Raw genomic sequence first — 12,736 nt, 5'->3', positions numbered from 1 at the left:
GAAGATGAGTAAACCCAAGATTGGATTCATTGGTCTTGGCCTGATGGGATCTGCCATGGTGGAGTGCCTGCAAAAGGCGGGTTATGACCTCGTGGTTCTGGGGAACCGTGACAGGGCCGGGATCGAGGCGGCCTTGTCGCGCGGGGCAACCGAAGCTGGGAATGCCCGGGAGGTGGCGGAAAGCGCGGATCTGGTAATGTTCTGCATGGGCACGTCGGATCATGTCGAATCCCGTGTTTACGGCGACGACGGTGTGCTCGCCGGTGTGCGTGAAGGGCAGATCGTGGTGGACTTCGGCACGTCGCTACCGGCTTCGACCAAGAAGATCGGGGCGGACATGGCGGCCAGGGGGGTGACCTATCTGGATGCGCCGCTGGGCCGAACCCCCGCGCACGCAATTGATGGTTTGCTCAACATCATGTGTTCGGGTGACAAGACCGCCTATGACAAGATCAAGCCGGAGCTTGATGTGCTGGGCGAGAACGTGTTCCACTTGGGCGCGCTGGGGTCTGGGCATACGATCAAACTGATCAACAACTTCTTTGCCATGACCACCGCCTGCGCCATGTCCGAAGCCTTTGCCATTGCCGACCGGGCCGGGATTGAACGTCAGAAACTGTTCGATGTGATGTCGGCAGGGCCGCTCAAATCCGGCATGATGGAGTTCATCAAGAATTACGCGACCGACGGACAGATCGACCTGGCCTTCTCGGTGAACAACGCCTCGAAGGATGTCGGGTATTACAACACCATGTCGCAGGATATGGGGGCGCCGTCGCGGATGTCCGTTGCCGCAGACGGTGCATTGAAATCGGCCATCGCCGATGGCAAAGGCGATATCATGGTGCCGGAAATGGTCGATTACTTCGCGAAGGTTCTGGGCAAATGACCCGACTGAAGGGCAAGCGCGCCTTTATCACAGCGGCCGGTCAGGGGATCGGTCGCGCCATTGCCGAAGCCTATGTCGCCGAGGGGGCTGAGGTTTATGCTACCGATCTGAACAAGGATCTGCTGACCGGGTTGTCGGGGGCGGATTGCAGCGCACTGGATGTGACCGACAAATCCGCGTTGCAGGGGGCTGTTTCAGAGGCGGCACCGGATATTTTGGTGAATTGTGCCGGGTTCGTCCATGCCGGTTCGATTCTTGAAGCCACGGACGAGGAGCTGGACTTTGCCTTGAACCTGAATGTCCGGGCGATGTTCCATTCGATCCAGGCGGCAATTCCGGGGATGCTGGAGCGTGGGCAGGGGGCAATCGTCAACATTGCCTCGGTTGCCTCGTCGATCCTGGCGGCGCCGAATAGATTCATTTATGGCACGACAAAGGCTGCGGTGATCGGTTTGACCAAATCCGTCGCGGTGGACTTCGTGACCAATAATATCCGTTGCAATGCCATTTGCCCGGGCACGGTAGACAGCCCGTCACTGCATAATCGGCTGCGGGCAACCGGCGACTACGAGGCCGCGCTGGAGGCGTTCATTGCGCGACAACCGATGGGGCGTATTGGCCGCGCTGAGGAAATTGCGGCATTGGCTGTGTATCTGGGATCGGAGGAAAGTGCCTTTACCACGGGGCAGACCCATATCGTCGATGGCGGCTGGGCCAATGGATAGGATGAAATTATGCGTGTTTTGATCACCGGCGGCGGTGGCTTCCTTGGACAGAAGCTTGCCCGAAAACTGGCCGCAAGTGGACAGTTACGCGGCCAACCGATTTCCAGTCTGACCCTGATGGACGTGGTTGAACCCGCCGCACCGAACGCGGGTTTCGACGTTGCGTGCCTTGCCTGCGATATCGCCGATGATGCGATGGTCCGGGCACTATTTGCCGGGCACGGGCCGTTTGACGTGATCTATCACCTTGCGGCGGTGGTTTCCGGCGCGGCTGAAGCCGATTTCGACCTGGGTATGCGGGTGAACCTGTTTGGAACTTTGCATTTGTTCGAAGCCGCCCGCGCCGCAGGGAATTGCCCGGTCGTGGTCTATGCCTCGTCTATCGCGGCACATGGCGGCGAAGAACCAGAAGTGATCGTGGACGGGGTCGAGCTCAATCCTCAGACTTCCTATGGAAGCCAGAAGGTGATTGGAGAGCTGTTGCTCAACGATATGAGCCGCAAGGGGTTCATGGATGGGCGCGGCCTGCGTCTTCCGACGGTTTCGATCCGGCCGGGCAAGGCCAATGCGGCCGCGTCCAGTTTCATGTCGTCGATTTTCCGCGACACAATGCAGGGCGAGGCATCGAATTGCCCGGTGGGCCGGGATTTCCTGATCTTCCACACGGCACCGCGCACCATCGTCGAGAACCTGATCATCGCGGCGGAACTGGAGGCAGAGGTGTTTGGCTACAACCGGTGTCTCAACCTGCCTGGGCGAAGCGACACGGTAGCGGAAATGGTCAACGCCATGACCCGGGTATTCGGACCGGAGGCCGAAGCGCGGATCACCTGGGATTCTGACCCGGTGATAGAAGAGATCGTGCATGGGTGGCGCAACCGGGTGATTTCGGACAAGGCGTTGCGGCTGGGCTTCGTTCAAGACCGGTCCTTTGAGGACACCGTACACTGGTTTCTTGAAGACGATATCGTTGGACGCGCCTGATGGCGGCGTCCCCTCGGGAGGACAGGCCGGGTGCGGCGGTGCTGATCATGGCATCCGCCGTGTTCCTGTTCACCCTGATCGACACTTCGGCAAAATGGTTGATCATGGCCGGGGTGCCCGCGCTGCAAGTGGTGTTCTCGCGTTATGCCGGGGCCTTGCTGACGGCACTGGTCTTTTTCCTGCCGCGCGGGGGGATGGGCGAATTTCGCTCCAACCGGCCATGGATCCAGTTGACCCGCGCGATGGCATTGCTGGGCAGCACGGTTTTCAATTTTTTGGCGCTGTCCTATTTGCCCATCACGCTGACCATTGCGATGTTTTTTGCCATTCCCATCGTCACGACGCTTCTGAGCATCCCGGTGTTGGGTGAAAAAGTTGGATTGCGGCGCTTTCTGGCCGTGGTGTCGGGGTTTGTCGGTGTGCTTGTGATTGTTCAGCCATGGGGCGCCGAATTCCATTGGGCGATCTTCTTTTCGATCGGGGCGCTTTTGTCGGCCTCGATCTACTTCGTGCTGACGCGGCTTTTGGCGGGCACGGACAACAACTCAACCAGCCAGCTTTGGACGAACGGGGTTGCCACGCTGGCGCTTGTGCCTTTCACGTTTGGGGATTTCGTGTGGCCGGAAGCGGGGGTGGCGATGTTTCTCTTCCTGTTCATCGGGTTTCTCGGTGGGGTCAGCCACATTCTGGCGACGCTGGCATACAGGTTTGCGCCAGCGTCGACCGTGGCACCGGTGGTCTACGTTCAGGTGATCTATGCCACCGCGGTCGGGTACCTGGTGTTCAACAACCTGCCGACAATCTGGACAGCGTTGGGCACGGCCATAATAATCGTGTCGGGTGTCTATATCTGGTTACGCGAACGGGTCCACGAAGATGCCGTGGATGCGCAGGGCGATCTGCGCGCGTGACGCCCAGAACCTGTTCGTATCGAAGGTGGGCTAGTGGTTGTCGCGGGGCAGGTCGCGGCCGACTTTCTGATAAGCCGTTGCCAGTTCCAGACAGCCGCCATCTGCCAATTGACCGACATGGGTGCGGTAGATCTCCTGCCATGGTGTTTGGCTGCGGATGTCAGGGGCTTCCCAGGTATCAATCCGGGCCTGCCATTCGGCCTCATCGACCATGGCGTTCATGCTTGAGGAGTTGAGGTCGAGACGGACAAAGTCACCGGTTTGCAGATAGGCCAGACCGCCGCCTACAACGGATTCGGGCGAGGCATTCAGGATCGACGGGCTTTCCGAGGTGCCCGACTGGCGGCCGTCGCCCACGGTAGGCAGGTGGTTGATGCCCTGTTTGATGATCGCATCCGGCGGCTGCATATTCACCACCTCGGCCGAACCGGGGTACCCGACGCAGCCGACACCGCGAATGAACAGGATGGAGCGTTCATCTATGCCGAGATCGGGATCGTTGATACGCTCGTGATAGTCTTCCGGGCCTTCGAACACTACGGCCCGAGCTTCTAACACGCCCTCGTTGCCGGGCTCGGACAGGAAGCGCTCGCGGAAATCCTTGGAAATCACGCTGGTTTTCATCAGGGCGCTGTCAAAGAGGTTGCCCGACAGCACCAGGAACCCGGCATTTTCCCGCATCGGGGCGTCATAGGTTTTGATCACCTCGGTGTCGTCGCTGGTACAGCCCCGCAAGTTGTCGCCCATGGTCTTGCCGGTTGCCGTCATCGCGCCCTGGTGGATGCGTCCGGCCTTGCCAAGTTCGCCCATCACCGCGGGCACGCCACCTGCGCGGAAAAAGCTTTCACCAAGGTATTCGCCAGCAGGCTGCATGTTCACGAGAAGGGGCACGTCAAAGCCGACCGTTTCCCAGTCCTTGACGTTCAACTCGACCCCGGCATGGCGCGCAACTGCCTGCAAATGCGGCGGTGCGTTGGTGGATCCTCCGATCGCGGCATTCACCACGATAGCGTTTTCGAACGCCTCGCGGGTCAGGATGTCGGAGGGTTTCAGGTCTTCATAGACCATCGCGACAATCCGCTTTCCGGTTTCATAGGCCATCGCCATACGTTCACGGAACGGGGCGGGAATGGCAGAGTTGCCGGTCAGGCTCATTCCCAGGGCCTCGGCCATGGCGTTCATGGTGCTGGCGGTGCCCATGGTGTTGCAGTGGCCCAGCGAGGGGGCCGAGGCGCAGACGCGGGATATGAATTCGTCATAGTCGATCTTTCCCTCGACCAACAGGCGACGGCTTTCCCAGACGATGGTGCCCGAGCCGGCGCGTTCGCCCTTCCACCAGCCATCAAGCATCGGGCCGCCATTCAGGGCGATCGCGGGCAGGTCCACCGTGGCCGCGCCCATCAGCATCGCCGGGGTTGTCTTGTCGCATCCGGTGGTCAGCACCACCCCGTCGATGGGATAGCCGTGCAGAACTTCGACCAGAGACAGGTAGGCAAGGTTGCGATCCAGCGCCGCCGTAGGGCGTTTTCCGGTTTCCTGGATCGGGTGGACCGGGAATTCCATCGGGATCCCACCGCCGTCGCGAATGCCGGCCTTGATCCGATCCATAAGAAAGACGTGGATCTTGTTGCAAGGCGCAATGTCGCTGCCGGTCTGCGCGATCCCGATCACGGGGCGTTCCCCCTGAAGCTCTCCGCGGGTGTACTCCTGATTTTGGTACCGTTCGAGATAGAGAGCGGTCATGCCTGGGTTGTTCGGATTGTCGAACCATTCCTGAGACCTGAACTTCTTGTGCGCTCTGGTATCAGACATGATTCTCCCCCGGTCTTGTTCATTGATCTTGAAACAGATTTGCAATTTGGTATACCAAAATCAAGAGAAACATTTCGCTGTGCGCGGCAATCTTCCCAAGTTTGAGCAACCTGACAGGACAATCGATTGAAACAGAGAAAAAGAGCGGTGCCGCTGGTGATGTTGCCACTCGCATTCGCGGGCCTTCATGCAATGCAGTCTTCGGCGCAGGCCGCTGAGTTTGGCGATATGACTGCCTGCTTGAAAGCACAAATAGAGGCAGGACAACCGATCGTACAATGTGTGACCGAGTTGCAGTCAATCTGCTTGTCTTATGATGCGCCCAGCATGGCCGGAGCGGATTGCTATCGCCGTGCCAAGGATCACTGGGGCGGCCTGATTGCCGCAAAGATGGACCAGATAACAACCTCGGCCAGCGAGGAGGTCGCGGCGATTGCCGGGATCGAGGTGAAGTACGACCTCAAAGGCAACCTTATGCAATGTGACCGCATGGAAGAGCTTGCTCTTGTGCAAAAAACCCCGGGCGAGGAGACGGTGTATACGCGCCTGCGTTGCGAGGCGACAGCGGTCGGGATGGCCTACGCCAAACTCTTTTTCCAATCCAGCGGCCTGAAATAGGCGGGGAAACCGGGATGCAGCATTCGAACCGGCGGGTTTTCTGGCACGGATTCCTGGATTGTGCACCGTTCACGATCATCGTGGTGCCGTATGCCATGCTGTTTGGTGTTGTCGCGCGGGATGCCGGGTTGGCGGTGTACGAGGTCATGGCCATGTCCGTCATCGTCATCGCGGGGGCGTCACAGTTCACCGCCGTGGCGTTGATGCAGGAACAGGCACCGGTGATCGTCATCCTGCTTGCGGCGCTGGCGGTGAACCTGCGGATGGCGATGTACTCGGCGGCACTGGCACCGCATCTGGGGCATCTGCGGCTGTGGGCGAGGGCGGTTCTGGCCTACATGATGGTGGATCAGAGCTTTGCCCTGTCGGTGCGCAAATATGCGCAGGTGCCGGATATGACACCTGCGGCCAAGGCAGCCTATTACTTTGGCGCGCTGACGGCGGTGGCGCCGCTTTGGTATATTTGCACCTTTGTTGGTGCGGTGATCGGGCAGGCGATCCCGCCGATCTTTGCGCTCGAATTTGCTGTGCCGGTCTGTTTTATCGCCATGACCGCGCCGATGCTGCACAGCCTGCCGCATGTCGTGGCGGCGTTTGTGTCGGTGCTGGCGGCGATGCTGTTTCAGTGGATGCCCTATAACCTGTGGCTAATTGCTGCCGGGCTTCTGGCGATGATGGCCGGGGCACAGGCCGAGTTTCATCTCAAGCGGAAGGCGGCAGCATGATTTCGCAAAGCCTGTTCTGGACCGTCACCATCCTGTTGGGAATCGGGACTTTCTTGATCCGGTTTTCCTTTCTCGGGCTTCTTGGCGACCGGGAGTTGCCGGAATGGGTTTCGGCGCATCTGCGCTATACGGCGGTTGCGATCTTCCCGGCCCTTGTCACGCCACTGGTTCTCTGGCCTGACGTGACGGGTGGCGAGTTTGATCCGAAACGGCTTGTCGCAGCTTTGGCGGTGTTTCTTGTCGGCCTGAAGTTCAATACCGTTTTTGCCATCATCGCCGGAATGGGAACACTGTATTTCCTGCGATATTTCTGGGGATAGGATGAGAAACAGGATGAAGGCACGGTCGGGCTGAACCCCGCGGTCAGCCGGTGTTATCGGCAGCAGCGGGCGGGTCAGTCGAAGGCGCTTTTCGCGCCGCCGGATTGCTGGCTCTTGAAGATGGAACTGGCATCCGGGGCCGGGGGCAGCGGGATCGAGACCGGCACCTGTTCGATCCGCGGCGTCAGGCAGAGTTTCCCGGTCACAAGCCGATCATGAAGATCGTCCCACAACCCCGCCTGTCCCAGGCTGTGGATATACGACCCGGCCCCAAGCAGCGGCCAGGCATCGGCGGCGTGGCATTCGTAGAACAGGATTAACCGGTTGCGTTCACTCATATTGGGAGCCGAACCGTGCAAGGTTCGGGCATGGTGCACGGTCATATCTCCGGCTTTGCCTGTTAAGGTGACTGCCTTGTCGGGTTCGAACAGTGGGTCATCGGGGTGGACGGCCCCGCAGAACACGCCGTCGGAAAAGTGGCTCAGGATCGGGCCCTTGTGGGTGCCGGGGATGACCTGAAGCGGCCCGTTTTCCTCGGACATGTCTTCGAGCAACAGGCCAAAGGCCAGCATATCGTCATTGGTGTGCGGATAGAATGCCCAGTCCTGATGCCATTCCACCGCGGCGCCGCCACCTGGTGCCTTGGTATTGAGCTTCGAGGTCTGGATCATTGTGTCCGGGCCCAGAAGGTCGGTCAGGACCTCGGTGATCGCCGAATTTTGCAAGATCTCCCAGAAATACGGATGCTGCTTATGCGGCAGTTTGATCCGGGTCAGGCGGGGATTGTCCCGGCTATGGCCCGCATCCAGTTCGAACCGGTCGTTGGATACGGTGATGTCGCGTGACTGGTCGATCAGGTCATAGGTGAGGCGGCGCAATTCGGCCAGTTGATCGGGTGTGACCACCCGTTCAACCTTGAGATAGCCGTTCTCCTCGTAGAAGCTTTTTTGCGCAGCGCTCAGCATCGCCTGTCTCCTTCCGGTCGGAACGTCAGCCGCCCTTCTTGACCTCTTCTTCGAGGTCGAGCCCGTTCAGCCGGGCCACGTGATCGGCCACCATCGGCACGAAATCGGAGCCTTTGCCGATGGCTTCGACATGTGTGTAATAGTGCTTGACCGCCGAGGCCATGATGCCGACTACGCCGGCATTGCTGGCCATGTTGTTGGCATAGCGGACATCCTTGGACGCGTTCTCGATCGTGAACTTGTGGGCGTCGCGGTTGCGATCGACGGCGTAGCTCATGAAGGTGTCGAAAAAGCCGTTGCCCATTCGGCTGGGGGCGATCACCTCGCGTAGTTTCTGCGGCGAAATACCGACCTTGGCACCCAGAGACAGGGCTTCGGCATAGAGCGCCCCGTAGCCCATGGCGAGGAAGTTCATCAGAAGCTTCATCTTGTGAGCACTGCCGACAGGACCGACGTGATTGATTGTACCGGCCCAGCAGTCGATCACCGGCTGAACCTTGGCAAAGGTATCGTCATCGCACCCGACCATGGCGTCAAGCGTGCCTTCCTCGGCTTCCTTGGGGGTGCGGCCCAACGGTGCGTCGACCATGGTCACGCCCTGTTTGGCCATCTCTTCGGCCAATGCCATGGTCGAGGTTGGGTCGGCAGTCGTGGTGTCGATCACGATCAATCCCTCACGCGCGCCGGCGAGAATGCCGTTTTCGCCGCGAATGATCTGTTCAACAAAGTCGCTGTTGGGCAGGCAGATATGCACGATGTCGCAATTCGATGCGATTTCCTTGGCGCTCTGGGCCTCCTTCGCACCCAAAGAGATGAGGTTGTCCACGGGCGTGCGGTTACGGTTGCCCTTGACCCACAGATCGTAGCCGCCAAGGCGGATGTTCTTGGCCATTCCGTGGCCCATGAAACCAACGCCGATAAAGCCGATGACGGGTTTTCCGTTACTGTGTGACATGATGTCTCCTGAATTTCATTAGCAAGGTCTAGAGGCTGGCGGTGATGCCGCCGTCTACGAAAAGAGTGTGTCCGTTGACGAAACTTGATGCGTCGGAGGCGAGGAAGATGCAGGCCCCAACAAGTTCCTCGATCCGGCCCCAGCGTCCTGCGGGTGTGCGTTTTTCAAGCCAGGCGCAAAACTCGGGGTCTTCGACCAGCGCCTTGTTCAAAGGCGTGTCGAAATATCCCGGCGCGATGGCGTTGATCTGCAGCCCGTAACGTGCCCAATCGGTTGCCATGCCCTTGGTCAGGTTGGCCACAGCGCCCTTGCTGGCCGTATAGGGCGCAATGCCGGGGCGGGCGAGGGCGGTTTGCACCGATGCGATGTTGATGATCTTGCCGCGACCGCGGGGGATCATGTGCCTTGCAACGGCCTGCCCGACATAGAACACCGAATTGACGTTGGTCTTCATCAATCGGTCGAAATCGGTCGGATCGAACTCTTCCAGCGGGCCGCGATGCTGCATGCCGGCGTTGTTCACCAGAATGTCGATCGGCCCGGTCTCGTCTTCGAAACGGTCAATGGCCTTGGCGGCCGCATCGGGGTCTGTCGCGTCGAACCGCAGGTCATATACGCTATGCCCATCCGCGCGCATGGCATCCGTCGCGCTTGCCAAACGGTCGGCATTGCGGCCATTCAGAATCACGTGCGCGCCAGCCTCGGCCAGGCCTGTTGCAAGGCCTCTGCCAATGCCCATCGTCGACCCTGTCACCAGCGCGGTTCGGCCATTCAGATCGAAGATTTGTGTCATTTCACCCCCGCGGCGTCAGAATCTCTGCACACGCGGACAGAATCAGATTTGGATCCGCCTGAGTGCTTGCAGCTTTTCAAAAATGGTATACCATTTTACGGTGGCTGCAAGTATCAACCGGTCGCACGGAATGGAATTGCCAAAAACAGAAGGCCGTCATCGAATGAAAGCACTGGTGATTCATGGTGAACGCGATTTGCGGGTGGAAGAGATCGCCGATGAGCCTGTCGGTGCTGGGCAGGTTCGGCTGCGCATCCGGCGCGGAGGTATTTGCGGCAGCGACCTGCACTATTTCCTGCATGGCGGCATGGGGGCGATTCAAGTGCGCCAACCGATGATCCTTGGGCACGAAGTGTCGGGTGAGATTGTCGAGATCGGTGAAGGGGTTGCTGGCTTGGCGGTTGGGGATCTGGTGGCGGTTTCGCCCTCGCGCCCATGCCAGGCCTGCCAGTATTGCAGGGACGGTTTACCGAACCACTGTGAAAACATGCGGTTTTATGGCTCGGCCATGCCTATGCCGCATATCCAGGGCGCCTTTCGACAGGAACTGGTGGCGAACGTGTCTCAATGCGTGCCTGCCAAAGGGTTGAGCCCGGAAGAGGCGGCGATGGCCGAGCCGCTTTCCGTCTGTCTGCACGCGGCCAAACAAGCGGGGGACTTGCTGGGCAAACGCGTGTTGATCACCGGAAGTGGCCCGATCGGGGTTCTGATGGCGCTGGTTGCACGGCGGTCGGGGGCGGCGGAAATTGTGGTGTCGGATATTTTGGATAAGCCGTTGGACTATGCGCGCGCGGCCGGGGCGGACCGGGTCGTGAACACGCGCACCGATCAAGACGGTCTGGCGGCCTACCAGGCGGGCAAGGGCACGATGGACGTCCTGTTCGAATGCTCGAGTGCCGAGGTTGCCCTTGCGACGGGCATTGCCGCGGTGCGCCCGCGGGGCACGGTGGTGCAGCTTGGCATGGGCGGCGACATGACCGTGCCGATGCAGCAAATCACGGTGAAAGAGCTGTCGCTCAAGGGTTCGTTTCGATTCCACACCGAATTCGTGGTGGCAATCGATCTGATGGAAAAAGGGTTGATCGACGTGAAACCACTGCTGACTCATGTCTATCCATTTGCCGATCACGAAAAGGCCTTTGCGGTAGCCGCAGACAAAGCCCTGTCCATGAAGGTGCAGTTTGATTTTGCTTGATTTGCCAAGAAACCGAACCGGGAAAGGACAGGCGCCATGCTGACCTTTGCCGCCGCCGTATTCCTGTTGATCATAACGCCCGGTCCTGGCGTTCTGTCCGCTGCCGGGATGGGCGCGGCTTATGGGTTCCGGCCCGGGCTGCGTTATGTCATCGGCCTGTTCTTTGGCAACAACCTTGTCGCGTTGACCGTGATTTCAGGCCTCGCTGCGATTGTCATGGGCCCGCCGGCCGTACGGACCGTTCTGATGGTCGCTTCGATCGGGTACCTGCTCTACCTCGCTGGCCGTATCGCCTTTGCCGGTAGTCGGGTCGCCTTCATTGAGGCCAAAAAGGCGCCCGGCATCCCCTCCGGGATCATGTTGCAGATCATCAATCCCAAGGCTTACGTGGTGAACACCGCACTGTTTACCGGGTTTGCCTTTTACCCGCAGAGCCTTGCTGTGGAAACCCTGGTAAAGCTTTTGATTTTCAACGCCATCTGGGTCCCGATCCATCTGGTTTGGCTATATGCGGGCGCGGTTCTGCATCGTCTGAATCTGAGTGAAGCCGCGCATCACCGCATCAACATCCTGATGGCGCTGGCGATGTTGGGCGTTGTGGCCCTGGCCTTACTATCAAGCTTTGGAGGGCGCGGATGAAGATCACCGCCATCGAAACCATCCGCATCGAGGAACGTCCCAACCTGATCTGGCTACAGGTTCACACCGATGAAGGTATCATGGGACTGGGCGAGAGCTTTTTCGGTGCCGCCACGGTGGAGGCCTATGTCCACAGCGAACTCGCACCACGCGTGATCGGGGAGGACCCGCGCAGAATCGAACACATTGCCCGCCTTTCCGAGGGGTATCTTGGCTGGCGTTCGAGCGGGGCAGAGACCAGGGGCAATTCCGCGCTGGACATCGCGCTATGGGACTTGGTGGGTAAGCTTTCGGGTCAACCCGTGGCACAGCTTTTAGGTGGGTTCACGCGAGACAAGATCCGGACGTACAACACCTGTGCCGGAACCGAATACGTCAAGAACACCGAAGGCCAGAAGATGGTCAACTACGGGCTCTCGACCAACCGGCACGCGGATTACGACGATTTGAACGGGTTTCTATATCGCGCCGACGAGCTGGCGCTGTCGCTTCTCGACGATGGGATAACCGCGATGAAAATCTGGCCGTTCGACGAAGCGGCTGAAGCCAACAACGGCGTGTCGATTTCCAAGGACCAGTTGAAAAAAGCGTTGCTCCCGTTTGAAAAGATCCGGAACGCGGTTGGCGACAAAATGGACATCATGGTCGAGTTCCACTCGATGTGGCAGCTGTTGCCCGCAATGGAAATTGCCGGCGCGCTGACGCCATTCGACACCTATTGGCACGAAGACCCGATCCGCCTGGACAGTCTTGATTTGTTGAAACGCTATGCCGAGGTTTCGCCCGCACCGATCACGGCATCGGAAACGCTGGGCGGGATCGGTGCCTTCAAGGATTTGCTGGACACCGGCGTGGCCGGGATCGTCATGCTGGACCTTAGCTGGTGCGGCGGACTTACGACCGCGCGCAAGGTGGCGGCGATGGCCGAGGCGCACAAATTACCGATCGCACCGCATGACTGTACCGGGCCAGTGGTCTTGTCGGCTTCGACCCACCTGTCGCTGGCGGCGCCCAATGCGCTGATCCAGGAAAGCGTACGGGCGTTTTACAACACCTGGTACCGAGACTTGGTGACGGCGCTGCCGAGTGTGGAAAACGGCATGATCACGGTTCCACCCGGACCGGGGCTGGGGATGGAGCTCAACCCCGATCTGGACCGCGCCTATACCACCGTCAGACGCACGACCCGAGAAGGAAGCTGATCC

General features: G+C 59.5%; 14 protein-coding genes. 10 read left to right on the top strand and 4 right to left on the bottom strand.

Annotated elements, in window-relative coordinates:
* Positions 1–4: 4 nt before the first annotated feature.
* Genes RXV86_RS06680 through RXV86_RS06665 form a run of 4 tightly spaced genes read left to right on the top strand, consistent with a single transcriptional unit; the run spans position 5 to position 3,509 of the window.
* Positions 5–889 carry an NAD(P)-dependent oxidoreductase gene (locus tag RXV86_RS06680; RefSeq protein WP_316298572.1) on the top strand — a complete coding sequence of 295 codons (885 nt, stop codon included), beginning with the start codon at positions 5–7 and terminating at the stop codon, positions 887–889.
* Positions 886–1,614 (top strand): SDR family oxidoreductase, encoded by a 729-nt coding sequence (locus tag RXV86_RS06675; protein ID WP_316298569.1) that lies wholly within the window; start codon positions 886–888, stop codon positions 1,612–1,614. Before RXV86_RS06680 ends, RXV86_RS06675 begins: the two co-directional genes overlap by 4 nt.
* A 9-nt stretch (positions 1,615–1,623) precedes the next feature.
* A complete protein-coding gene (denD, locus tag RXV86_RS06670) occupies positions 1,624–2,598 on the top strand; it encodes a D-erythronate dehydrogenase (protein WP_316298567.1) in 975 nt (324 codons plus the stop codon).
* Positions 2,598–3,509 (top strand): DMT family transporter, encoded by a 912-nt coding sequence (locus RXV86_RS06665; protein WP_316298565.1) that lies wholly within the window; start codon positions 2,598–2,600, stop codon positions 3,507–3,509. The genes denD and RXV86_RS06665 overlap by 1 nt, the downstream gene beginning before the upstream one ends.
* Positions 3,510–3,539: 30 nt before the next feature.
* Here RXV86_RS06665 and RXV86_RS06660 read toward each other — a convergent pair whose 3' ends face one another.
* Complete coding sequence (locus tag RXV86_RS06660; protein ID WP_316298563.1) at positions 3,540–5,321, bottom strand: IlvD/Edd family dehydratase; 1,782 nt, start codon at positions 5,319–5,321, stop codon at positions 3,540–3,542.
* A 147-nt stretch (positions 5,322–5,468) separates the two neighbouring features.
* On the opposite strand from RXV86_RS06660, the gene RXV86_RS06655 reads away from it, so the two are divergent.
* Genes RXV86_RS06655 through RXV86_RS06645 form a run of 3 tightly spaced genes read left to right on the top strand, consistent with a single transcriptional unit; the run spans position 5,469 to position 6,984 of the window.
* Positions 5,469–5,939 carry a hypothetical protein gene (locus tag RXV86_RS06655; RefSeq protein ID WP_316298560.1) on the top strand — a complete coding sequence of 157 codons (471 nt, stop codon included), beginning with the start codon at positions 5,469–5,471 and terminating at the stop codon, positions 5,937–5,939.
* A gap of 14 nt (positions 5,940–5,953) precedes the next feature.
* Positions 5,954–6,664, top strand: a complete 711-nt coding sequence (locus tag RXV86_RS06650; protein ID WP_316298559.1) for an AzlC family ABC transporter permease — start codon at positions 5,954–5,956, stop codon at positions 6,662–6,664.
* The gene (locus tag RXV86_RS06645) at positions 6,661–6,984 is read left to right on the top strand and encodes an AzlD domain-containing protein (RefSeq protein ID WP_316298557.1); all 324 of its coding nucleotides are present in this window, start codon (positions 6,661–6,663) and stop codon (positions 6,982–6,984) included. The genes RXV86_RS06650 and RXV86_RS06645 overlap by 4 nt, the downstream gene beginning before the upstream one ends.
* A 74-nt stretch (positions 6,985–7,058) precedes the next feature.
* Here the strand turns inward: RXV86_RS06645 and RXV86_RS06640 are convergent, their stop codons facing one another.
* From RXV86_RS06640 to RXV86_RS06630, 3 genes are read right to left on the bottom strand one after another with little or no spacing between them, the layout of a single operon-like run.
* Positions 7,059–7,949 carry a phytanoyl-CoA dioxygenase family protein gene (locus RXV86_RS06640; protein WP_316298555.1) on the bottom strand — a complete coding sequence of 297 codons (891 nt, stop codon included), beginning with the start codon at positions 7,947–7,949 and terminating at the stop codon, positions 7,059–7,061.
* Between the two features lie 25 nt (positions 7,950–7,974).
* Positions 7,975–8,904, bottom strand: a complete 930-nt coding sequence (locus RXV86_RS06635) for an NAD(P)-dependent oxidoreductase (RefSeq protein ID WP_316298553.1) — start codon at positions 8,902–8,904, stop codon at positions 7,975–7,977.
* Between the two features lie 28 nt (positions 8,905–8,932).
* Positions 8,933–9,697, bottom strand: coding sequence for an SDR family oxidoreductase (locus tag RXV86_RS06630; protein ID WP_316298551.1), 765 nt, complete (start codon positions 9,695–9,697; stop codon positions 8,933–8,935).
* 163 nt (positions 9,698–9,860) lie between these two features.
* Between RXV86_RS06630 and RXV86_RS06625 the strand changes: the two genes are divergently transcribed.
* From RXV86_RS06625 to RXV86_RS06615, 3 genes are read left to right on the top strand one after another with little or no spacing between them, the layout of a single operon-like run.
* Entirely contained in the window at positions 9,861–10,892 is a 1,032-nt protein-coding gene (locus tag RXV86_RS06625) for an L-idonate 5-dehydrogenase (protein WP_316298549.1), read from the top strand.
* A 36-nt stretch (positions 10,893–10,928) separates the two neighbouring features.
* Positions 10,929–11,531, top strand: coding sequence for a LysE family translocator (locus RXV86_RS06620; RefSeq protein ID WP_316298546.1), 603 nt, complete (start codon positions 10,929–10,931; stop codon positions 11,529–11,531).
* Entirely contained in the window at positions 11,528–12,733 is a 1,206-nt protein-coding gene (locus RXV86_RS06615) for a mandelate racemase/muconate lactonizing enzyme family protein (protein WP_316298544.1), read from the top strand. The genes RXV86_RS06620 and RXV86_RS06615 overlap by 4 nt, the downstream gene beginning before the upstream one ends.
* The last annotated feature ends 3 nt before the right edge of the window (positions 12,734–12,736 follow it).

The sequence above is a fragment of the Aliisedimentitalea sp. MJ-SS2 genome (genome assembly GCF_032586155.1).
In the GTDB taxonomy this organism is placed as follows: Bacteria; Pseudomonadota; Alphaproteobacteria; order Rhodobacterales; family Rhodobacteraceae; genus JAWHTC01.
Note: the sequence above shows the minus strand (reverse complement) of the source record. Positions and strands in the feature narration are given on the sequence as shown.